Annotated in this window: 31 protein-coding genes and 1 tRNA gene; 22 read left to right on the top strand and 10 right to left on the bottom strand. The window is 45.2% G+C overall.

What is annotated here, in order from left to right; genetic code table 11:
* Positions 1–399: 399 nt before the first annotated feature.
* The 10 genes from KW844_RS14650 to KW844_RS14605 all read right to left on the bottom strand — a co-directional run bounded on the left by KW844_RS14650 (position 400) and on the right by KW844_RS14605 (position 8,218).
* A complete protein-coding gene (locus KW844_RS14650) occupies positions 400–1,227 on the bottom strand; it encodes a hypothetical protein (protein ID WP_218377529.1) in 828 nt (275 codons plus the stop codon).
* A gap of 4 nt (positions 1,228–1,231) precedes the next feature.
* Positions 1,232–1,582 carry a hypothetical protein gene (locus tag KW844_RS14645; RefSeq protein ID WP_218377528.1) on the bottom strand — a complete coding sequence of 117 codons (351 nt, stop codon included), beginning with the start codon at positions 1,580–1,582 and terminating at the stop codon, positions 1,232–1,234.
* A 22-nt stretch (positions 1,583–1,604) separates the two neighbouring features.
* Positions 1,605–3,185, bottom strand: a complete 1,581-nt coding sequence (locus KW844_RS14640) for a zinc finger-like domain-containing protein (RefSeq protein WP_218377527.1) — start codon at positions 3,183–3,185, stop codon at positions 1,605–1,607.
* 1 nt (position 3,186) lies between these two features.
* Positions 3,187–4,554 carry a phage terminase large subunit gene (terL, locus tag KW844_RS14635; protein WP_218377526.1) on the bottom strand — a complete coding sequence of 456 codons (1,368 nt, stop codon included), beginning with the start codon at positions 4,552–4,554 and terminating at the stop codon, positions 3,187–3,189.
* Entirely contained in the window at positions 4,547–5,155 is a 609-nt protein-coding gene (locus KW844_RS14630; protein WP_218377525.1) for a terminase small subunit, read from the bottom strand. The genes terL and KW844_RS14630 overlap by 8 nt, the downstream gene beginning before the upstream one ends.
* Positions 5,156–5,426: 271 nt before the next feature.
* A complete protein-coding gene (locus KW844_RS14625) occupies positions 5,427–6,017 on the bottom strand; it encodes a mobilome CxxCx(11)CxxC protein (protein ID WP_218377524.1) in 591 nt (196 codons plus the stop codon).
* 1 nt (position 6,018) lies between these two features.
* The gene (locus KW844_RS14620) at positions 6,019–6,507 is read right to left on the bottom strand and encodes a hypothetical protein (protein ID WP_218377523.1); all 489 of its coding nucleotides are present in this window, start codon (positions 6,505–6,507) and stop codon (positions 6,019–6,021) included.
* On the bottom strand, positions 6,504–7,019 hold the full coding sequence (locus KW844_RS14615; RefSeq protein WP_218377522.1) for a hypothetical protein: 516 nt from the start codon (positions 7,017–7,019) through the stop codon (positions 6,504–6,506). Before KW844_RS14615 ends, KW844_RS14620 begins: the two co-directional genes overlap by 4 nt.
* A 36-nt stretch (positions 7,020–7,055) precedes the next feature.
* On the bottom strand, positions 7,056–7,661 hold the full coding sequence (locus tag KW844_RS14610; protein ID WP_218377521.1) for a DUF4468 domain-containing protein: 606 nt from the start codon (positions 7,659–7,661) through the stop codon (positions 7,056–7,058).
* A gap of 173 nt (positions 7,662–7,834) precedes the next feature.
* Positions 7,835–8,218 (bottom strand): hypothetical protein, encoded by a 384-nt coding sequence (locus KW844_RS14605; protein ID WP_218377520.1) that lies wholly within the window; start codon positions 8,216–8,218, stop codon positions 7,835–7,837.
* 405 nt (positions 8,219–8,623) lie between these two features.
* Between KW844_RS14605 and KW844_RS14600 the strand changes: the two genes are divergently transcribed.
* From KW844_RS14600 to KW844_RS14495, 22 genes are all read left to right on the top strand, one after another.
* Positions 8,624–8,929 (top strand): hypothetical protein, encoded by a 306-nt coding sequence (locus KW844_RS14600; RefSeq protein ID WP_218377519.1) that lies wholly within the window; start codon positions 8,624–8,626, stop codon positions 8,927–8,929.
* 18 nt (positions 8,930–8,947) lie between these two features.
* Positions 8,948–9,172, top strand: a complete 225-nt coding sequence (locus KW844_RS14595; protein ID WP_218377518.1) for a hypothetical protein — start codon at positions 8,948–8,950, stop codon at positions 9,170–9,172.
* 47 nt (positions 9,173–9,219) lie between these two features.
* Entirely contained in the window at positions 9,220–9,393 is a 174-nt protein-coding gene (locus KW844_RS14590; RefSeq protein WP_218377517.1) for a hypothetical protein, read from the top strand.
* Positions 9,365–9,550, top strand: a complete 186-nt coding sequence (locus KW844_RS14585; protein WP_218377516.1) for a hypothetical protein — start codon at positions 9,365–9,367, stop codon at positions 9,548–9,550. The genes KW844_RS14590 and KW844_RS14585 overlap by 29 nt, the downstream gene beginning before the upstream one ends.
* A 214-nt stretch (positions 9,551–9,764) precedes the next feature.
* On the top strand, positions 9,765–9,914 hold the full coding sequence (locus KW844_RS14580) for a hypothetical protein (RefSeq protein WP_218377515.1): 150 nt from the start codon (positions 9,765–9,767) through the stop codon (positions 9,912–9,914).
* Positions 9,915–10,210: 296 nt separating this feature from the next.
* Positions 10,211–10,453: a hypothetical protein gene (locus KW844_RS14575; RefSeq protein WP_218377514.1), complete on the top strand. Its 243-nt coding sequence runs from the start codon at positions 10,211–10,213 to the stop codon at positions 10,451–10,453.
* Positions 10,454–10,542: 89 nt separating this feature from the next.
* Positions 10,543–10,695 (top strand): hypothetical protein, encoded by a 153-nt coding sequence (locus KW844_RS14570; RefSeq protein WP_218377513.1) that lies wholly within the window; start codon positions 10,543–10,545, stop codon positions 10,693–10,695.
* 6 nt (positions 10,696–10,701) lie between these two features.
* Positions 10,702–10,845, top strand: a tRNA-OTHER gene (locus KW844_RS14565).
* Positions 10,846–11,233: 388 nt separating this feature from the next.
* The gene (locus tag KW844_RS14560) at positions 11,234–11,791 is read left to right on the top strand and encodes a hypothetical protein (RefSeq protein WP_218377512.1); all 558 of its coding nucleotides are present in this window, start codon (positions 11,234–11,236) and stop codon (positions 11,789–11,791) included.
* Between the two features lie 106 nt (positions 11,792–11,897).
* Positions 11,898–12,332 carry a hypothetical protein gene (locus tag KW844_RS14555; protein ID WP_218377511.1) on the top strand — a complete coding sequence of 145 codons (435 nt, stop codon included), beginning with the start codon at positions 11,898–11,900 and terminating at the stop codon, positions 12,330–12,332.
* Positions 12,333–12,334: 2 nt separating this feature from the next.
* Positions 12,335–13,465: a PD-(D/E)XK nuclease-like domain-containing protein gene (locus KW844_RS14550; RefSeq protein WP_218377510.1), complete on the top strand. Its 1,131-nt coding sequence runs from the start codon at positions 12,335–12,337 to the stop codon at positions 13,463–13,465.
* A 45-nt stretch (positions 13,466–13,510) separates the two neighbouring features.
* Positions 13,511–13,741, top strand: coding sequence for a hypothetical protein (locus KW844_RS14545; protein WP_218377509.1), 231 nt, complete (start codon positions 13,511–13,513; stop codon positions 13,739–13,741).
* Positions 13,729–13,899: a hypothetical protein gene (locus KW844_RS14540; protein ID WP_218377508.1), complete on the top strand. Its 171-nt coding sequence runs from the start codon at positions 13,729–13,731 to the stop codon at positions 13,897–13,899. Before KW844_RS14545 ends, KW844_RS14540 begins: the two co-directional genes overlap by 13 nt.
* A 65-nt stretch (positions 13,900–13,964) precedes the next feature.
* Complete coding sequence (locus KW844_RS14535) at positions 13,965–14,255, top strand: hypothetical protein (RefSeq protein WP_218377507.1); 291 nt, start codon at positions 13,965–13,967, stop codon at positions 14,253–14,255.
* A gap of 40 nt (positions 14,256–14,295) precedes the next feature.
* Positions 14,296–14,658: a hypothetical protein gene (locus KW844_RS14530; protein ID WP_218377506.1), complete on the top strand. Its 363-nt coding sequence runs from the start codon at positions 14,296–14,298 to the stop codon at positions 14,656–14,658.
* The gene (locus KW844_RS14525) at positions 14,658–15,566 is read left to right on the top strand and encodes a hypothetical protein (protein ID WP_218377505.1); all 909 of its coding nucleotides are present in this window, start codon (positions 14,658–14,660) and stop codon (positions 15,564–15,566) included. Before KW844_RS14530 ends, KW844_RS14525 begins: the two co-directional genes overlap by 1 nt.
* A 942-nt stretch (positions 15,567–16,508) precedes the next feature.
* Positions 16,509–16,805, top strand: a complete 297-nt coding sequence (locus tag KW844_RS14520) for a hypothetical protein (RefSeq protein ID WP_218377504.1) — start codon at positions 16,509–16,511, stop codon at positions 16,803–16,805.
* Positions 16,802–17,182 carry a DUF3127 domain-containing protein gene (locus KW844_RS14515; protein ID WP_218377503.1) on the top strand — a complete coding sequence of 127 codons (381 nt, stop codon included), beginning with the start codon at positions 16,802–16,804 and terminating at the stop codon, positions 17,180–17,182. The genes KW844_RS14520 and KW844_RS14515 overlap by 4 nt, the downstream gene beginning before the upstream one ends.
* A 58-nt stretch (positions 17,183–17,240) precedes the next feature.
* Positions 17,241–17,450 (top strand): hypothetical protein, encoded by a 210-nt coding sequence (locus KW844_RS14510; RefSeq protein ID WP_218377502.1) that lies wholly within the window; start codon positions 17,241–17,243, stop codon positions 17,448–17,450.
* An 11-nt stretch (positions 17,451–17,461) separates the two neighbouring features.
* Positions 17,462–18,598: a DNA cytosine methyltransferase gene (locus tag KW844_RS14505; RefSeq protein ID WP_218377501.1), complete on the top strand. Its 1,137-nt coding sequence runs from the start codon at positions 17,462–17,464 to the stop codon at positions 18,596–18,598.
* A gap of 234 nt (positions 18,599–18,832) precedes the next feature.
* Positions 18,833–19,165 carry a hypothetical protein gene (locus tag KW844_RS14500; protein WP_218377500.1) on the top strand — a complete coding sequence of 111 codons (333 nt, stop codon included), beginning with the start codon at positions 18,833–18,835 and terminating at the stop codon, positions 19,163–19,165.
* 42 nt (positions 19,166–19,207) lie between these two features.
* Positions 19,208–19,483: a hypothetical protein gene (locus tag KW844_RS14495; protein WP_218377499.1), complete on the top strand. Its 276-nt coding sequence runs from the start codon at positions 19,208–19,210 to the stop codon at positions 19,481–19,483.
* Positions 19,484–19,531: the final 48 nt, after the last annotated feature.

Here is a 19,531-nt window from a genome sequence, read left to right as displayed (position 1 = left end):
TCTGGCAGAAAACGCGATACACTTATCAATCTCCCAGCCTGAGGATTTTAGCAGCGCCTTTGTCAATTGAAGCCCGGCAGGAAGTTCATCACCGCTGATACCCCATGACATCAGCTCAATAAGTATATATGTATCCTGTTTCATACATCAATAATATTCTTTTCATGTGAAAGCTCAAAAGCATAATGTTTTGAGGGCATGTTGCCACTGTTAATAGAATACAAAATTTCTCCCTGTTTGAAAACCTCAATAGAAGTTATCATTCGAGGCAGTTGTCCTGGATCGGTCTTCAGATATACAGTCTGCCCAATTTCATATTCATTTTCTATCACCATCATAGCGTATGTACGGATAGGTTGTTAGGGCATTACATGTTACAAGTAATGCCCTAAATAAGTATTAATTTTCTATATCAAAATTGGGATTCTCCTTGGCGATCGCGTTTACGTAGGCTTGGAAATCAGCTGAGTTCTCCGATTTACCTTCCGCGGTCCAGGCCGCCTTAGCCTCACTCATTTTAGAAATTCCCACTGTTTTCAGTTTCGTTTTGTCGCCTCTGCCAGTTTTGTCCTCCTTCGGTTCAGCAGGCCACTTTCGCTCCTTAATGAAGTCGGAGACAACTTCTGAATGTGCGCGGGCGCCAGCAGTGGACTGATCGCGGACAACCTGGCCATTGAGTTTCGTAACAATCTCTCCATTCTCACCATCCTCAAAGCTGTATCCCTTTGATTCCATAGCCAATATCACCTCGTCCTTATCGAGTGGAAGGCCCGCAGGAACAGCTGCCATAAGTTTGTTCTTACGCATCATTGTCTGATGTGCCGCCTTAGCGTTATTTGCCTCCGCCTGTAAGGAGGCTACACTGGCTTGCAGCGTTTTGATCATATCTTCCTTCTCGGAGAGTTGTTTGTTCGGTTCAACCTTGGCATCAGCCAGAATCTTGCCCTGAATTGCTTCCATGAACTTTGCAGGATCTTTACCTTCAAAATCGAGAGAATACGCTTTTTTCTGATCCTTGATGAACAGGTCGAGTCCTGCGTCTTTGCCCTTGTCGTACCCAATACGCTCCTGATTGGTATCGCGAGTTTGCAGCTCCTGCGAAGTAAATACACTTACTGTTGGTATATCTACAGTGGTTTCTTGTTCTGCAGTTATTGCAGCCAGGAAGGTAGCTTCATCCAGTTTCAGAAGTTTGGCGATTTGTTTCTGTTGTTCTACTGATAGCATATACTTACTTTTTAAAGTATTCAATTTTAGTGTTGAATCGGTGCAGATTGAGCCGTGCTGCACGGTTGTCGTCAATCTTGATATCTTTTATCTTTTTTGCCTTTTCCAGAACAGGGCTACCGGATTCATAACTCACCTCCATTTTCCACATCTCGTAGGTTGGGTGGCCTGATTGATCTGCTTCCTGTTTATCAGTCTGGGATTCACCAGGATTTTGCAAAGAGCCTTCTCCAGATAAGAATGCCGCAATCTCATCTTCTTCCACATTTGCCTCTTCCATTGCAACTCTTACTTGCTCTATAGAGCCTCCGTCTGCCAACATTTTTTCGAATTTCTTTTTCTGTGTGTGATGCATAATTTTTATTTTAAATGAATGATTAAACTGTAATAGGTTTCGGCATTGCCTTATATTTCTGCTCCGCATATGTGTAGAGCCTGCTCCTTAAAACCTGTTGGTCCACGAAGACAGGGTCCCCTTCGCCTAAAGTCCCCAGCCACTCAGTGAAGTATAATTTTGCCACATAGTCAACAGTCCCACCAGCGGTCAATTTCGCTTCCTGAATAGTCTGATGAACAAATGGCTCAATCTTCATGAGGCGTATGTGCTTTTGAAGCTCAAGGCTATTATGCGAATACTTTGTATAGTAGTATTCACGCAGCAATTCATCTAGTGATGTCTGCGGGGCACCATTCTTACGGGCGTCCTGATACTTCTCCCATGCCGCCTCGGGCGTTTCCTGTATGTAGCATCTGCCATAGTTAACAGAGCAGCCCTTAAACGATGAAGGATAATAAAACTCACACATTGCGGTGAGTATAAATTGCTCCAGGTATTCTGCCCAGTTCGCGAATTTGTTCTGACGCTTGATTTTAGGCTGTGCATCGAGGAGCCAGGCAAAGGCTGTGTCCTTTGAGTTCTCTTTGTCGTATGTCCCCCAAACGGTATGAACCATCTCCTCTTCTAGCAGCTTAATTTCAGCTGTAAGCATGTCAAGTCCATCGATAGGAGGGGCAATATAACCGGCTACATCTGGTGCAATCTGAGGATCTCCATTCTTAGGAATTGGGACATTGATCACGTCAGCAACATCGTAACTTAGTTTCTTGCCTGTCCCTTTACAAGATGGGCAGCTTTTCCCTTCTTTAAGCCCAGTAGACTTACAATCGCTACAGGATATCTGGTGCTGCCACCATTTCGGGAATCCATGTTTAAGCTTGAGTACATTCTTAACAGATCCATCACGCAATACCTGGTCTGCAAGTTCAACAACCGCATCAAATGGTGAGCAATACACCTGCTCACCTGTTCTTAGAAGGTCGGATATAACACGCGCAGGGACATATCCCCAATAATTGGTAAACACTTCTGTGAACTGAATGGAGTCGCCACCATCCCAACGTACAGTTCTGTCGTTAGCATCGTCAACCACGCGATAAGTATTCTTGATAGGGGTGGTAAAAACCACATATTCCGGCTTTCTGCCGGAAAGCTGATAATCATATATATCAGCAACACACTTATATGTTGGGTACGCTTCGTTCTGCCCCACTTCCATCATCACAAGCCCCATCGGGTCCATTTTATAGTATGGTAGTGCGATATTAGCCATCCACTCCCTCAGCGAATACCCCCACTCAACATCGGCCATGTACTCATGCATGACTCGTTGTTGCTCCTTCGGCAAGTCCATAAGAATGGAGCCGCCACGGGCCGTAAACACATCATCTATAGGGCGCCCTAAGCGCTCAAAGACATCCTTGTTAGATTTTGCATATTTCTGACGCACGCGTGCCTGATCTTCATTTTCAAACGAGTTGATAAGCTCCAGATATGGCTTCATGCCGATGCCGGCAATATGGACAGCCAACACCTTATTCATTTGTTGCCCGGCCAGCACCGAAGCTGCATTTGGCCGTTCCTTCAATATCCGGATTATGTCGGTTCGCGTCAGGATCATATCAATATATTTTGTAGTCCGATTGTTCGTTTTCAATTATCATTGTGAGCGCATCAGCGGCATCATCGTGGGTGTTTTTGCCAGTAGCCAAATAGCCAGTAACGGCTTCATAGAATTTAGGCCACTTCACATCCCACCATTCCGGGAAATACACCATGTTCATTACTGCAGTAGCGTGTGTGAATATCCTCACCTCTTTATTCTCACTCTGATGATACCAGTTAATCGCCATTCGTTGGTTCTTCATGCTCCTTACTATCTTCTCAACTGCCCTGGCGAAACCCCTGCCGCCATTGTTACTCTCAACATTCACATCCATTACGTCGTGTTTAACCAGCGACACGGCTGTTTTATCCTCCGTAACTTCCATCCCGTCTGCCGTATAGTACACATCGATAATATAATAACCGGTAGGTGTCTGCACGTAAACGATGCAACAGAGAAAATCGCTACCTGTATCGGCCGTATCAATCACTGCACGCACCATTGTAGTATTAGGCGGCAACTCCTTGTATGTTCTCAAGTTCTTATATAACAGCCCTTCCTTCGGTTTCGGATTACCCTGATAGAGCGACCCAAACACATGCTCATTACGTTTTTTTGTTTTTAAGAGCTTCTCCACACTATGTCGTTCTGGCCAAAGCGCTTCCCCATCTTTCCGAGGGTCGACTTCTGTAGGCGGACCCACCTTCAATGCGGGGTAATTAATTACCACCCAATCATCCTCCACCCCTAATAGGTGCCCCAGAAGGTCTTTTTCGTGCCATCTGGTGAACACAATTAATACTTGACTATCGTTGTGAAGACGACTGTCGGCAACCGTGTCGAACCAATCCTGTATCGAACCACGAATTGTCGGCGACCAGGCAGACTTTTGATCCTTATAGATATCATCAATGATGAGGATATCAACCGGATCACCGGTAAGCGGACCACCTACGCCCACAGTCTTAATATTTCCCTCGTAGCCAACAATGTCAAACTCGTCATGCGTTCGGACGTAATTCTTATCCTTGGGCGTAGCAAGTCTGGTATTGGGAAATATCTGCTGATAAATAGGATCTTCAATTATTCGCTGAATCTCACGGTTGAATTTGCGGGCCTTGCTGGTATTGAATGTAGCCACGGCTATACGCTTTCCCGGATTTTTACCTACTAGAAACGCTGGCAGCTGCCTGGTGCTACCCTGGGACTTCCCGTGCTGTGGAGGAACCGAAACCGCCAGCTTCTTGATCTCTCCCTGTGCAAACTTGTTAAGAACTTCGTAATACTTAGTATGGAACCACCCAGCCTGAAATCCGGGCTTTGTGGCCAGGGTAAAATCAAGCAGGTAGCGCCTGGATAATTCTGTTTCCCATATATTAAGCATTCAATTTTTTTTGTATGGCTGCCATGGCGCGCAATTCCTTCTCATCCAGTTTCGATAGGTCGCCGGCGAATACCACAGACGGGGTATTTGCTTCGCCGGGTGTTTTGTCCGGGCTGTAATATCCCAGCATCTTACCAATGATCTCTAATGCACGCAGTTTGTCAGCCAATTTCACCTTCTTCATCGCTCCAGTAGCCTCCTTTTCGTTGGAATCCGACACGTAGTCCTCGTGCACATCCAATCCCACTATAACCGCCGCGACATCATCTTCCCAATGGCATGGTGCCTTGATCGCACCATCCACGGTAAATAGCTTCCGCGCATCGAATAATCCGATACGGGCAAGCTCCTGAAGCACCCTATCCTTTGATAGCTCATGCTTCTGTTCCAGTTTTGTGTTTACTTCTGATTCCAGGGAGGAAATGAACTCTTTGACCTTAACATTACTTAACAGGCGAGATGCCTGCTGTTCAGCAGTGCGGGCCGCGTATCCTGCACGGATGGCGGCCTGCTTACCATTGTGGTCGATAACATATTCACGGCCAAAGCGGAGAACTTTGGGCGTGAGTTCATTGTTCGGCTTTTTCTGCTGTTTTTTCATACTCAGACAGGCATATAGTTATTATGCAATATCTAAGTGTAAAGATATAGATTTTATTTATTAAAATTCCCATACTATTTTTTACAGCATGGGCAGGTACTCATACTGGATGGACCGGTTACACGTTTTGTCCGCTCATTAAAATCATCCCTTGTAAAAGTTCGAGTCTGTTCTGAATAGCCCCTCTCCTTCTGAATCTCTGCAATAACTTCAAGCTTTTCAGATTCTGATAGATTGTAGTATCCTGCTACTACTTTCGTTGATTTTTCTGTCATATAGTAGATTTAGTTGTTCCGCAATTAGCGCATCGAATCTCCCCCTTTTTGAGCTTAGGAAGTTTATATTCTGTGATTCCAGCTTCGCAAATTTCACAGCATTCCCTCATAACATAATAAGCATACCTATTCCCCTTTTGCTCTTCCTTATTGCTGAATGGGAATTTATCATCAGAATCATTCTGCTTAGCATCTAACTCCATCACCTCGCTATGTGATTTGATGAGCTCCTCGCCACATAACAACATAGCATTCTTATAGGCTTCATAAATGCGACGGTTTACCTTGCTGCTTTCCAGATAGTAGGCTTTATTTTCTTCCCAAGTATAAACGAGCGATAAGACAGATAGTACAATCTGAACAAGACCCAATATTCCGGTAATTGAAACAAATATTTTCACCACCTCCACATTCCCATATGTCGCAAAAATACCTCCCAGCAAACTTGGAACAAGAATACCAAGACAGGTATTAAACTTCAACAATCTGTCAAGTTTTTGCATTCGAAGAGTAAAAATTCGTGCGGTTGATAAAGCGTAATAACTCTTATTTTTACAACTATCCCTAATTTGTTGATCATCCATCATATTATTTATTTAAAACTAGCGCTTTAATCATATCCCAAATGACGGCCAGTATTGATATTACGACAGCACCAATCGCAATAATATTGGCCCACATGGCCCTACGTTTTGCCTCTTTGGCATCATCTTGCGCACGTCTTGCCGCCATAATAGCAACTTTCATCTCTTCTATTTCCAGTACCTCCTTGTATTCTGCGCGTTTTTCCTTGCTTAATAATAGAGTCTCCCTGCCCTGAAACCCTCCTTGGCTTAAAAATAGTGCAATTGCCTCGCTAAACCCTTTCCTTAATTGCAGATATACTGTCTTATCTCCATAATCCTCAACTATTTCATTAATCCATGATCCAACTATTGGATCTTGCAATATCTCTAAAGCCGCAAATTCGCCTACTGCATCCTCTACATTACATTTCTGGTATAAGGCCTTAGATTTATATCTCTCCCCTGAACTTAATTCATGCAACAGGGCGTCTTTGATAAGGTTAAAAGTCATCTCTTTATAGTTATTAGTACCTTGGTCCCTGCCACCCTTTTGGCCAATATCATCAAAAGCTTACGTCCGTCCTTGGGGGTGGTGTACTGATGGGTTGGTTGCTCATTAAATTGATAAGGTGTTGCTATGCCAGATTTAGCTGCAGTAAGTTCAATGCCATTCAGTGGATTATCTGTGAGATACATGAGCTGCTCATCTGACAATATGAAGTGATTCTGTCGGCGCCCGCAGTGTTTATAGGAGGTGATCATAAACCGGAAGGACATACTGTCGCCATTATCGAAATATAATACGGCCTGATCCCCCACAAGGAGTCTTTGCGGGCCTTCTGCAGGAACTGAAAATGTCCCGATATTACGGTTGTTTGAAACCTTTAAAGCCATCCCGATATGGGTGCTGGGGTAAAAATGGTTTTCGCCTGGTACATATAGCTGCAACTCCTCCTCTCCCATTCGGCCAGAGAGTTTGGTTATACGCCCTTCTGGCTTGCCGACAATGTCTGGCTTAACCATGGCTATTGTGTTTTCGATATCTGGGGTAAACATTTCTTAAAATTCTGATTCTGATTTAGATTTTAAGGCAGATTCAAGTCGGTTTAACCTCCCCTCAAGTTCCTGATTGACAATCTTGAAGTATTCTAGGTTAGGTGGAATGAACTTAGCAGCCATTTTTTTATTACTCTCATAATTCTTCATAGACCCTTCAATTTCCCATGTACTGCTAACCGGCTGAGTTAATCCGCCAACTGAGTTTGAGCCAAATACATTGCTTTCAATAGCGACATCCGAAATAACTGCCTTAACCTTTCCATCTTTCACGTAAACACGCAACAAGCTCCATACCCTCCTCATGTCCGTAACCTTGCTCCCATATACTGCGCTAACAAAAAATGGTTTTTCAAAATACCCCTTGTACGCCAGCACACCTCCTTCGCGGTCATTAATTTGCTCAGCTGATTTCGATTTATTATAATTTTTTAGTGCCCAATCTTGCGCCCTGGAGAACAATACGTCTGCTGATACACTGTTCACCTCAATAATCCGTTCATAATAAATTTTCCCATCCTTAGCCGGGAAGACATGGTATATAGAGTCTTGTCCAAATATGACATGGTTGATGGTGAATGATAAAACAAGTAGAAATATTCTTTTCATGTGAAATTTATTCTGGTTGTTTTACTAATTTTTTTAGCAAATTTAATCCGCTACGCAGATACACTGCGGTAGCGCTGTATAATTTCAGTGTACTGGCGGCACCCGGTAAATCTTTTTTCCACCCCTACAATCTGAGCGTATGAAACAGACGAAGAAAAAGTCCACCAATCTGCCTACCGACGAGCATTCAAGCCTTTCAAAATTAGAGTGGCTTTTCCTTTTAGCCTCTCCTCTACCACCCTCACTGGTAAACCCTCCAAACGAGCAGCCAGCTCCAGATAATCTTGCTGTAGTGCCAGCAACATCGCCCGCTCCTCATTGAGCGGGTCGCCGGCCAAGGGTATACCTGCCGCGGCCAATTCCTCTGAGAACTTATTCTTAAACAACAATATATGCGTTTCGTTAACCTCGCCTGTAGGTCCAATTAATCTTGACAGGTAGGTCCCTCCGAATCCTAAACGTGCAGCAATTTCATCTCGTGACAGTTTTTTGCCTGTCAGCCTACTATGCTCTTTTACTATTTCTATTAATTTCTTTAACTGTTCCTTGTAATCCATCTAACAAACATGGTTATTCATTGAAAAAATTCGAAACATTGAAAAAAGTCTACACAAAGTGCACTTTGTTTCATTTTTTCAACTAATATTGTATTGTCAATGCAAAAGTACATACACTCAAACATTGCATAATCAGTAAAAGTAACCAAAAATGTCATACGTAGAATTACGCAATCAAAATAGAACGGAGATTATCACGGCCATAAGGTCGTATCTGCTGCCAGGTGATCTTACCATAATTCAGAAGCGTAGTGGCAAGTCAAAGAGGGCAGTTCAGGATACCCTGAATATTGGCCATCCTCTCTATTCTAAGGACGTCATAAGCGCCGCCTGGGACTACCTGGTCGAAGCTGGCCGATTGAGTGCAGAAGATATTATCGCTAACCTCTAAAAACTACAATACCCATGACCAGTCAGCAAAACAGTATCGATTACGCCCGCGACCAGATGCAGCGTGGATTAATGACAGCGGCACAGGCGAATGTGTATATGGTGCAGATGGAAGGTGTGCGGCTTATTACCGGAAAGATACCTGCCGAGGTACGTAAAGCCTTAAACGCAGCGGTGAAAGCCGGTGAATTGGGTCACATTAAGAAAGATGGCCTGAAGCCGGAGGCGTATCACCACAAAAACGCCCGCGGCAGGGCGATTGAAATGAGAGATCAGGCATTTCGCGCATCTCTGGATACTCTTAAAAACGTGTTCGCATAACCTTAAACCCCATTATACATGGCAAACAATCCCCTTTCCAAAATCGTCAAAAAATGCCAGAAACTCGGCATTGAACACTGGAGCAGCCCAGAAGCGGTGGTTATCTCCGACAAACGTCTGCCCGTTATGGTCGCTGCCCTGAATAGCGAAAAACAGATAGTAGTCATCTCCCAGTCTTCCGCAGGCGTCCATGATTACAATGCGCTGGCAGTTGAACTGAAACGATTCGCAAAAACCAAGTAAACCAGGGGCTTCGGCCCCTCTGTATAAACTCTTTCAATTTACAGATCATGAGACAGCCAAATTTACTACCAATCGCCCTGTGTGGCGCCGTGATGATAGGCCTCGGTCTGGTGTTTCAGAATGCAGTAATACCTGTAGTGGGTATTGTGGCCATGGCCCTGTGTATTAAATCACTCATTAATCCTGTGTGCCATGGCAATGAGACCAGTAATCGCGGTTGAGGATCAGATGCGGTACCACCAGGAGAAGCTGGACAGCCTATGTATTGCTGCACAGCGTAGCAAGTATGCGCTGGTGCAACTGGCCTACCTGGGTCTTGCCTTCTGGCAAATGTGCATCATTGATGACCTAACAGATCGGTTATGTGGATCACGCTGATCACCGGTGCCGCGGTCCTCGCCTTCCTGGCTTGGTGCTGCGTAAGAGCCGGCTCCCTCGCTGAGCGAGATGCTTATTTAGACAGTGAAGATATTTCATAGGTATAGGGATAAATAGGTCAGGCGGCCGGTGTCCACTGGCTGCCGATCTTTAAACCTTACCAAAAACGCAAACAATGAATAATTTTTCAATATACATATTCGGGTTTCTTGTAATGGCTTTTGTATTAGCGTTACTCGCATGGCATTCAGAAGTAAGGAGAGAAACCAGGGAGGCGCGGCGCCGTGGAGTAGAGATTGACGAAGAGCACAGGAAGTTGCTGGAGGACCAGTCCTCTGAGATGAATATCCTGGATAAAATGTAACCTCTCAAAAAATGGACATGAACGAATTATTCTCATATGCGTGCGCTGGTGTTGTGGGTGTGTTAGCTATCATCGGGCTTATTTGCCTCTGGAAATCGCTTACTCAACGTGACAGCATATACGACGAAGATTTTTGGGGTTAGACAACCTACGTGTTGGTTCTTAACAGCCGGCGGTATGCTCGCCCTACCGCCCAATCTACTGATAAATGAACGAGCTAAATAATTTCATCACCACCCTGACTATAATACTCCTGCTGGTCTGGGTTATTAAGGAAGGAGCAAAATTGAAGTAAAATGGAAAATGTAATGGGCACATGCAGCCAGGAACCAGTACTCACCTATGGTGAAAGAGCAGTAAGAAAATCATTCAATCCGTCACAGAACACTGACGTGGCAGAACTCAAAACATTGGCAGCCGCCTTTATCGATGCCTGCGAAAGACTGAAAGCTGAAGGTAAGGATGCCCGTGCGCTGTCGGTTGCTCAAACCAATATGCAACAGGCCTCTATGTGGGCAGTGTTTGGCGCAACCTCCTAAGATTTCTTTCCAGTAATGGAAACTAGACGAAACAGTTAGCAAAACGGCGGCAGGTTCGCCCTGCTACCAAACTTTAAAACTCATTTTGTATGCCTGAAGAACCAGAAGATTGGATTGATGAACCAGAAGATCATGATTGGGATTTCCCGGAGGACATAGCGGAGTTTCACCGGTGGCAACGTGATAGGAAGGTAGCTGAACAACTGGAGAGGGACCGGGAAAGACTACAGTATTACGATTAATTACATGGAGTGGTGGCGAAATTGGTAGACGCTTATCGCACGTAAGACAACTGAAGGTATAGCTTAATTCCGTTAAGGCTGAAAGGCTGCGAACCTTAACCGTTCCCACGATATGTTGTCATGCAGGTTCGAATCCTGCCCACTCCACCAAATAACGCTTTATTCATAATTCAAAAACAAGCTGCGATAGCGGCCTGGGATTCCCTTGCCTAAAACGTAGCACAAAAGCTAAAGTATGCATCACATAAGAGATCCTGAATGGCCAGACAACCCTACAGACGGCCACTCGATTTGAAAGCAATTGGGTTATTGATTTTATTCTCAAACAGACAGTAGACAATGCAGGCGGGGTTTTTAAAAAAAGAAGTAGTTGAATTTTCCCCGCCTGTTCTTAAAATCAAAAGTCATGCATGCAACCTGGAGAAGAATCAGAAGTATAGGGCAGTTCATATTCATGTTGCTGACTGTCCTAGCCGCTGTATCAGCTTATTATCTCATTCAAATAATTAAAAAACACTAAACACCTCATCTATTGATCATGGAAACAGCTACCAAAACTTTCGAGGAGGTGAAAGCCTTCATCTTGCAAAAGGGAGAGGATCTTGACTGGTGCGAAGGACAAGCAGAAAGAACAGATCAGTCCCAAAACATGGAAGATTTAATTAATATAATTAAGGATAATATCTCATGGATATCCTACCGTGTTGAAGGGCTGGCAGATATTCTGGAAGGTCTATTTGGTAAAGAGCTCCTATTCTCCAACAACATATATACGTCAGGTCACCACAATATAGAAATCAATTCCCCTACCTATTTAATCACCTTGGGCAGCAGCTCCGCGACGGTGAAGACCTTGGGCAGCAGCTCCGCGATGGTGGAGACCTGGGACAGCAGCTCCGCGACGGTGAAGACCTTGGACAGCAGCTCCGCGACGGTGAAGACCTTGGGCAGCAGCTCCGCGACGGTGGAGACCTTGGGCAGCAGCTCTAAACTTACCTATTCCCTTGGAGATGGCCAATGCCCTTCAATTAAGCATCTTACTGAGAAGAAACTATTTGTAAAGACCTCAGATTTCGAGATCGTACAGGTTCAATAAAAATGCCCAGCGTGGCGTGCCGGGCAAATCATTACTGCAAATCGGCAGATTTAACAACAACAAGGTAAAGGTAGATAAAACCTATCAAACCACAAACCAAACAGATATGAGTAAAGAAAACACACAGTTGGCCGTACAGGCGGCTCCGTTACCGGTACAAGTATTTGATATTTCAAATGCAATTGAGGACCTATCAACCGCAGACGTGCTGCCATTTGACCTGATGTCTGATTACTGGTCCCCTTCTGAAATTGGAGAGAGTAAGCGTGTCTATTTTGACAGCATTAAACAGAGGATGGGCAAAGATATGCAGTCAGATGCACCCGTTGAACTCTCGTGCGCCTTTTTTTATGAGAAAACAGAAGATGGCGCTCAAACCATAGTTAATGGAAGTAAGAGGTTGGTAGGTTTAATTGAGGCGCTGCAAATTCAGCGTGGTACCGCGTTGCTCATTACCTATATGGGGAAGAAAAAGAACGCTACCAACAATTTCATGTCCGATCAATGGTCCGTTAGGCCTCTCATCCTAAAAATCAAATAGACATGGGGTATTTTGATCAATTACCAGACCTGGATAACGCTGTGGCAGACAAGGAACTTAATCCCCTCGGATACTCTCCGGGGGATTACCCCTCCCTTCATGACATGTTGAATAGCCACCAATTTAATAGTGACCAGGTGACCAGTATTGACTTGGTTGCACTATCAGTAAATGGTATTGTGAAGCGTGACAGCATGGAGGAATACCACCGTTCAAAACACATCTCTTCAACTGCCCTTAAGGAGGCTTTAAAAACGCCGTTTCACTATAAATTCTACCAGGAGCAAAGAGCCTTAGAACACAAGAACGGAACACAAAAACCAAAGAAGCACTTTCAACTCGGAACATTTGTTCACGAAGCATTCTTGGAGCCAGAAATATTCGATAAGACGATAATAGCTCCTGACTATCCAATGAATACAACTGATGGTGTAATCAACTCCATCAGGTGGTATGAAAAAGTCAATAAGGCCGATAATGCCAATCTGGATAACATGAAGATGCCAGCATTGAAGGATTATCTGCAACAATTGATTGCCGAATGTCCCTATACTACTGTCGATGCAACCACACAATTCATTATCGATTGCTTGAGCTTTGGATATAAGCAATATGGCGGTGGAATTATAGCTCGTATTCTTAAGGGCGCAGTGTCAGAGGTTTCATTTTACGGAGTAGATGAAGAAACAGGGCTGAAAGTTCGCGTTCGCCCTGACTTCTTTAATATCGAAGAGAATATTGGGGTAAATGCGATCATCTCGGTAAAAACTACCTCAGCGCAGACACTGAATAAATTCGTGTACGACGCCGCCAAATACCAGTATGAGCTTTCAGAAGGTATGTACTTGGAGGTACCTACACATATCACTGGACGAAAGTTTAATGTTGTCATGATGATTATGCTTCAAACGGTACCGCCCTACATGTTAGCTGTATACTGGTGGAGGCCTGATGACCTCCAAAACGGGAAATACAAATACAGGCATTCACTCAACACAGTTAAAGAATGCACAGATAAACTTTCCTGGCCAGGATACGACTCTTGCGCCGAAGCAGGCAATTACGGCATCATTGAAATGCAGTTGCCAGAGTGGTCACAAAAAGAACTTCACCCAGTAGACATTGACGATTAAATCTTTCATGTGCCAAGAACAGTAAACTTCCCAAACTCCCGGCCAATGGTCGGACAAACCATCAGGGTATCACGCGGCAAGGTGGTAGAGTACTGGAAAATCTACGATGAAGCGTTCGAGCATGGACAGCGCATCTACAAGGCAATCGATCAGGACGGAGTTGAACGCACCGCGCTAGCTGATATCATCGACCGGGATTACAACACCCCCAAACAGGGAGAGCGTCCGAAACGCCGATCATTTCAGGCTAAATACCGCGAAAAATGGAAACACTGACCCTGCAGGAGGATGCGATCAGCACGGTAAACCGGAAGGTATACGCCGCTAAAGGAACCAGGGTAACGCTGGTGGCAGAGCACGGGGATGTGCTGATTGTACAAAGTTCAAAGGGTGAGCGATTTCCAATTCATATCACAAACATCAAAACTCAGTAACAATGCAGTACAACTTATTTAACACAGTTAGGGGGGGGTATCCGGATAGGCCTTACTTTTTGAAAATGGAAAGAGCGGATGACTCAGGAACGGTAAAGGTGCAGGCAGAACGGGACGCATACGATAAGGTTGCCGGCAAGATGATCAAAGAAGCAGTAGAGGTAGAAATCTCAACTTCAGTGATAGTAAACGCCATGGAAGATGATCACAATAAATTACAGCCCGGCGACACTATCTACCTGCAAACTGCCACGCCTTACCGCGTCGAAAGCATTATTGACCGCTTTCCTTCCAGGGTGCCTGACCGCCTTCCATTTACCAGTAACATCTGCCGGTTCAGTGCAGTAGTTGCCTAAGCATACACCCAATGCGCTCATTCATTAAATCTAACCGCGCATGAAATCGTACTACAACACTAACAACTTATCCGGGTCTGCACTGGCTATAGCCACAGAAGACGCTGTTAGCCAGGAAAACTTGATCCAGTCATTCTTCAATAAACACCCTACTGGTGAATACACTGCTTCCGATGTAGAGTATGAGCTGAAGAAGTCCGGCAAACTCCACGATCGAACGCCGATTACCAGTATCCGCAGAGCCATAACCACTCTAATGAAGGATGGCAGGCTCGCTAAACTTGACAAGACAATCATTTCTCCACATGGAATGGGCAGCCCGGAACATTTGTACCAACTGGCGCCCTCCTGGAAGAAAGCAGTAGCTGACGGTGTGCAGCAGGACTTATTTAATCACGAATAATGCCAAGAATCAGGACAATTAAACCAGACTTCTGGAATGATCAAAAGCTCGGACAAGAACCCGAGGCAGTAATGCTGTGTGTAATTGGCCTGTTAAATTTCAGCGATGATTATGGTGTAGTTAAGGCAAACCCAACATGGCTTAAGAATCAAATATTCCCATACAAGGCGACACTCAGAGTTGAGGCTTTTTCTGTCTGGCTGGCCCGCTTGGTTGAGTTGGAGGTAGTGATCTTGTTCTCTTATAAGGAAGAAAACTTCTACTACATCCGGAATTTCAGGAAGCACCAGAAGGTAGATAGACCCTCCAAGGCGAGGAACGTGCCCGAGAAGGAATTAATGATACTACTTTATGAACAGGGGTATGTCATATCAGAGGATGGCGGATTCGTTGAACACTCGTCGAGTACTCGACGCACACTCGACGAATACTCGTTGCAGGAAATAGTAAGTAGTAAGGGAAGTAGTAAGGGAAGGGAAGCGCCCTCGACGAGTCCTGACAAGCCTCCGGATCTAATTACAGAAAATTCAAATCCTCCCCCCAGTTCCGCGCCGCCCCCCTCCTTTTCAGGGCCACCATTTGAAGATGTACTAAGGCATTTCAGAGGATCAGGTGGAAACGAGGTGATGGCAAAAAAATTTTTCAATAAGTGGGAAGGTACCGGCTGGACAGACAAGGGCAATAAGATCACACACTGGCCATCATACGCGAACAACTTCATTACTAACTACAAAGAAAATGAAGAGCAACATGAACAACAACGAGTTAATGAAGGTCGCAAACAACCTTCAAGTAGTGCAGCCTTCAACGGTAGGAATGGAGGTTTCGGAATCCTTGCAAGCCGGCTTAAAGACGAGCTTCAATTCCCTGCTGCCGGAGGAACAGAGGATTTTAGAGCGGAAATATAAATCAAAGCGCTTTGGCTTATATACTTCTGCCGAGCTATCTGCAATGTCAAAAGGACTAGCACTGAAGATATGTGTAATAACCGGCTGGGTGATACCTGATAGTGAAGAGTATGTAACTATCCTTGATGGTCAGTTGCAGAAAAAAATGGTCGACAGTTATCAATCCTTAAACTCCGATGAGTTTGAGTACGCATTGCGCACATACGGCACAAAAATCAAGGACTGGGGAAAATTCCTGAACCTGGCCTTAATCGATGATGCCATCTGTGAATACCTCGGCCTACGTCAGCACCTTTCAAATTTGGAAGAGCAAAAAAGAATAAAAGATCCTGAAATAGACGCTTTACCAGCCGGCCCGGTTGATTGGTCCGAAGAATGGGAGAAGCTAAAATTATCAGCCCGAAACGGCACAATACGCGAATCTTTTATCGCCACTCCGATTTATGACTGGCTGCTTCGAAATGGAATGATCACTGTGTCCGCCAAAGAGCGCTGGCAGATACTGGAAGATTGCCGTCAGGCCTACGCGCTGGAAATGAAGGAGGCACTTCAGAACTCAAACAGTAAAACGGCGAGGGCGAAATATGAGTTGCTGGTTAAGGAAGGTAATGAGTGGCGGGAAGATCCGGACCTGTGGACTGCTGTGATAAACTACAGCAAAAGACACACCGTGAAGATTGAGGCGCAGAACGCAATAATGGACGACTAGGATGCCAGGATATATAACACTTCATCTGCCAAGTAAATGTCGAACCAAATGGTATAAGAACCCGGACCATGCAAAACGAATAGTGAAGGCCTGGACGGTTCATTTTAGACTGGGCGTACAGAAGCATTTCATCACAATAAATCCAAGAATACCAGAAAATGCAACATATATCGAAATACCTGGAGGAGCGGCGCCGGCGCATGCTTGGCCTAATACCTCCGAAGGAACCGAAAATGAAGAAGCCAATCAAGAAGGTGAGCGATAAGCGCCAGGCACAAAACAAGGAGTATAGCAAAAAATCCAGGCCATTCTGGAAAGGAAAGGGATGCGGCATCAAATCACCGGAATGCACAGGAAAGGCCGAAGGCATACACCATTTGAAGGGAAAGAATACGCCTGCCCTCCTGGTTGACGAGCGATTCTGGATGGCCGCCTGCAACCGGTGCAATGTATACGTTGAGGAGCATCCACAATGGGCATATGAAAGAGGTTTTAAAATTAAACGAAACAATAAAAACACAGAACAATGAGTGATCAAGCAAAACTGAAACTATCCGGTGTAATAGACACCATCTTCCCACCTGAGATCAAGGGAATGTTCGAAAAGCGCATACTATGGCTGCGTGAAGAAGATGTGGAGCGCCCACAGACTTACCCGATAGAATTTCAACAGGGTAATTGCGTCTTACTGGACAGATACCAGCCAGGTGACGGTGTCGAAATTCGAGTAAATCTGCGTGGGAATAAGTGGACCAAGGATGGAGAGGAAAAATGTATGAGCAATCTTGTTGGCTGGGCAATTAACATGCAGCGAAGCACAATTCCGCAAAGTACTCCACCTGTCAGCCCATCGGCACCACCGGCTCCACCTGCAGGAGGTCCTCAAGGCGACGATTTACCATTCTAAACAACTAAAACGGAAACGCATGCTTACCCTTTGTAACCCAACTTTGAATTACAAAACAATGGCAACAATAAAACGACAGGCTCGTCTGGCCACCAAGGTGTGCGGCAGCTGGTGGGAGGCCAAAAATGAGGCTGAAAAGCACCTGCGCAGGCCTCCGGTAATTGACTACCGGGAGGAGCGACCATCAGGTGAAATATTCGTGAGGTTTCGGGCGAAGTTTGATGACAAGTGTAGCGATAAGTTCGAAGCATTATTTCCTAATAATTAAAACCATCACATGTGGATAATACCGAAAACACACATACTATACTCTCAATATGCACCGGCATTCGTGGACTCGAAAGAGGAATTGAGAGAGCAATTGGGGGGGGTCTTGTCATTGCAGCTTATGTGGAAATCGAAGCCTTCATCTGCTGGAACCTGGTCGCGGCGATGGAATCTGGTTTACTGGCTCCCTCTCCTATCTGGACGGACCTTAAAACATTCCCAGCAGCAGAGTTTCACGGCAAAATATTCGGCATCATTGGCGGGTATCCATGTCAGCCATTTAGCAATGCAGGATCGAGAAGAGGTGAAGACGATCCGCGACACCTGTGGCCATATATCGACGCGGGCATATACGCAATTAGACCTGTTTTCTGCTTCTTCGAAAATGTGGCCGGGCACCTCAGTCTCGGATACGAATCAGTCAGAAGAGACTTACTCAGCCTTGGTTACCAGGTTGAAGAGGGAATATTCTCAGCGGAAGAAGTTGGCGCACCGCATCAGAGAAAACGATTGTTCATCCTCGCCGTCTTGGGGGACTCCGAGAGTCGCCAACAATTCAGGTTATGGATCGAGAAAAACAGAGCCAAAGGGACGATTGGAAGATCAGGTGAAGAGCTGGCCAATCCCTACGGCCAGAATGCAGGAGGAGGATCTGGAGAAATTCTCAATCCGTCAGAATCGAATGAAGGAGAGGCACGGGAAGAACACAGGCAACGGCTGCGGGATGTCTCTTCCAGTGGCGGTGAAGGTATGTCCAACTCCAGCAGCGAGAGATTGGAGGGATGGCGCGAGCAATCAACATGGGAAAAACAGTCGCCCGCTGAACGAAGTCGCGAAGTTATACCCGACTCCTTATGCGTCAATGATACAGTACAAACTGAAGAAAGGGAGCCAATCAGCAGACAGGAACCTGTCATCAATGGCTTTACGCGGGGAACTGAGCGATTTCCCGCCTCACCAGGACACTATCAGTACGACTGGGAAGAACCGAGAACAACTAAACCCGGCCTGGGTAGCACAATTAATGGGTACAACTATCGAGAAGATTTTCTTCGTGCACTTGGTAATGGAGTAGTGGAGCAGACAGCGGAATTAGCATTTAGAACTTTATCAGCAAAATTTATTAAACCAGCTCTGGATATAGCATAAAACCGGCCTTGGATCAGGCAACTCAATAAGATGAATATCAATGAAGCAAAACTAGCTTACAAAGATGCATTAATCCGGTTAGAGGAGAGACAATCATCATTAACCAGAAATGCTGGTCGCTGATGGATACGATGTTTTAAGCCCCCGAACCATGACCGACGCAATTGCCTACACAATTTCGGGATGGGCTGAATAAAAACTTAACCAAGCCAGGCGGTACCTGGCATAAATCACATGCTACCAACATACTTTGAAGGAGCCATTGAAATCAAGAAGCCTGCAGACATGACCGACGAACAGTGCATGAGCATCTGGGCTAAATACGGATCCGGAACACTCCAAGAAATAGCGGAGAAAAATATGGTCATTCCTCCCGCGGTATTCGAGAGTGTAGACCAGGATAATTTCCGATACTTCCTTACAGCTTGGCAACCGAGCAAGGAGGATATTGAGGCAATCAACCGGGGAGAGCCAATCTACGTAAAGACCCTCTCCGCAGGTCTCCCGCCGATGGCATTATTTGTTGTTCACCAAGACGCAGCCGGAAGCGATACCGTGAACCAATGACACACGAAGAAAATAATTGTCAATAAACTAAACATGACGATCATGAATATTAAATACACACTTGGTCCATGGAGTTTCGGAAAATATCGCCCAAACATCGTAAGTGCGGAAGATGAGATCATAGCATACTGCGCTGGTCGTAAGGAACAAATGGGAAACGCTCAGTTGATCGCAGCGGCACCTGAACTATTGGAGGCATTGCAAGCCCTTCATGAATACTATGGAGATGCTGAAAATCTAATGTGTAACGGACAGCAGGCGCTGTGGGATGCTGCGAAATCGGCGATTGAAAAGGCGACGTCTGCGTCCTCTGTTTAATCTCAATTTCGACCACATTCTCTCCCATTGTCTCTATTGGGGTTAGTT

The sequence above is a fragment of the Chitinophaga sp. sic0106 genome (assembly GCF_019219075.1).
Lineage (GTDB): Bacteria > Bacteroidota > Bacteroidia > Chitinophagales > Chitinophagaceae > Chitinophaga.
The sequence above is the reverse complement of the archived record's forward strand: the minus strand, read 5'-3'. Positions and strand labels throughout refer to the sequence as shown.

Bases quoted from the DNA above. Each gene is read 5' to 3' on its own strand.
- KW844_RS14515 (WP_218377503.1), top strand. From the start codon at position 16,802: ATGAGTGATCAAGCAAAACTGAAACTATCCGGTGTAATAGACACCATC.
- KW844_RS14570 (WP_218377513.1), top strand. From the start codon at position 10,543: ATGCCTGAAGAACCAGAAGATTGGATTGATGAACCAGAAGATCATGAT.
- KW844_RS14545 (WP_218377509.1), top strand. From the start codon at position 13,511: ATGGTCGGACAAACCATCAGGGTATCACGCGGCAAGGTGGTAGAGTAC.
- KW844_RS14645 (WP_218377528.1), bottom strand. From the start codon at position 1,582: ATGCATCACACACAGAAAAAGAAATTCGAAAAAATGTTGGCAGACGGA.
- KW844_RS14510 (WP_218377502.1), top strand. From the start codon at position 17,241: ATGGCAACAATAAAACGACAGGCTCGTCTGGCCACCAAGGTGTGCGGC.
- KW844_RS14650 (WP_218377529.1), bottom strand. From the start codon at position 1,227: ATGCTATCAGTAGAACAACAGAAACAAATCGCCAAACTTCTGAAACTG.
- KW844_RS14640 (WP_218377527.1), bottom strand. From the start codon at position 3,185: ATGATCCTGACGCGAACCGACATAATCCGGATATTGAAGGAACGGCCA.
- KW844_RS14610 (WP_218377521.1), bottom strand. From the start codon at position 7,661: ATGAAAAGAATATTTCTACTTGTTTTATCATTCACCATCAACCATGTC.
- terL (WP_218377526.1), bottom strand. From the start codon at position 4,554: ATGCTTAATATATGGGAAACAGAATTATCCAGGCGCTACCTGCTTGAT.
- KW844_RS14585 (WP_218377516.1), top strand. From the start codon at position 9,365: ATGGCAATGAGACCAGTAATCGCGGTTGAGGATCAGATGCGGTACCAC.
- KW844_RS14520 (WP_218377504.1), top strand. From the start codon at position 16,509: ATGAAGAAGCCAATCAAGAAGGTGAGCGATAAGCGCCAGGCACAAAAC.
- KW844_RS14625 (WP_218377524.1), bottom strand. From the start codon at position 6,017: ATGATGGATGATCAACAAATTAGGGATAGTTGTAAAAATAAGAGTTAT.
- KW844_RS14535 (WP_218377507.1), top strand. From the start codon at position 13,965: ATGGAAAGAGCGGATGACTCAGGAACGGTAAAGGTGCAGGCAGAACGG.
- KW844_RS14530 (WP_218377506.1), top strand. From the start codon at position 14,296: ATGAAATCGTACTACAACACTAACAACTTATCCGGGTCTGCACTGGCT.
- KW844_RS14555 (WP_218377511.1), top strand. From the start codon at position 11,898: ATGAGTAAAGAAAACACACAGTTGGCCGTACAGGCGGCTCCGTTACCG.
- KW844_RS14575 (WP_218377514.1), top strand. From the start codon at position 10,211: ATGGAAAATGTAATGGGCACATGCAGCCAGGAACCAGTACTCACCTAT.
- KW844_RS14630 (WP_218377525.1), bottom strand. From the start codon at position 5,155: ATGAAAAAACAGCAGAAAAAGCCGAACAATGAACTCACGCCCAAAGTT.
- KW844_RS14615 (WP_218377522.1), bottom strand. From the start codon at position 7,019: ATGGTTAAGCCAGACATTGTCGGCAAGCCAGAAGGGCGTATAACCAAA.
- KW844_RS14580 (WP_218377515.1), top strand. From the start codon at position 9,765: ATGGCTTTTGTATTAGCGTTACTCGCATGGCATTCAGAAGTAAGGAGA.
- KW844_RS14560 (WP_218377512.1), top strand. From the start codon at position 11,234: ATGGAAACAGCTACCAAAACTTTCGAGGAGGTGAAAGCCTTCATCTTG.
- KW844_RS14590 (WP_218377517.1), top strand. From the start codon at position 9,220: ATGAGACAGCCAAATTTACTACCAATCGCCCTGTGTGGCGCCGTGATG.
- KW844_RS14495 (WP_218377499.1), top strand. From the start codon at position 19,208: ATGAATATTAAATACACACTTGGTCCATGGAGTTTCGGAAAATATCGC.
- KW844_RS14600 (WP_218377519.1), top strand. From the start codon at position 8,624: ATGACCAGTCAGCAAAACAGTATCGATTACGCCCGCGACCAGATGCAG.
- KW844_RS14550 (WP_218377510.1), top strand. From the start codon at position 12,335: ATGGGGTATTTTGATCAATTACCAGACCTGGATAACGCTGTGGCAGAC.
- KW844_RS14500 (WP_218377500.1), top strand. From the start codon at position 18,833: ATGCTACCAACATACTTTGAAGGAGCCATTGAAATCAAGAAGCCTGCA.
- KW844_RS14595 (WP_218377518.1), top strand. From the start codon at position 8,948: ATGGCAAACAATCCCCTTTCCAAAATCGTCAAAAAATGCCAGAAACTC.
- KW844_RS14605 (WP_218377520.1), bottom strand. From the start codon at position 8,218: ATGGATTACAAGGAACAGTTAAAGAAATTAATAGAAATAGTAAAAGAG.
- KW844_RS14540 (WP_218377508.1), top strand. From the start codon at position 13,729: ATGGAAACACTGACCCTGCAGGAGGATGCGATCAGCACGGTAAACCGG.
- KW844_RS14525 (WP_218377505.1), top strand. From the start codon at position 14,658: ATGCCAAGAATCAGGACAATTAAACCAGACTTCTGGAATGATCAAAAG.
- KW844_RS14620 (WP_218377523.1), bottom strand. From the start codon at position 6,507: ATGACTTTTAACCTTATCAAAGACGCCCTGTTGCATGAATTAAGTTCA.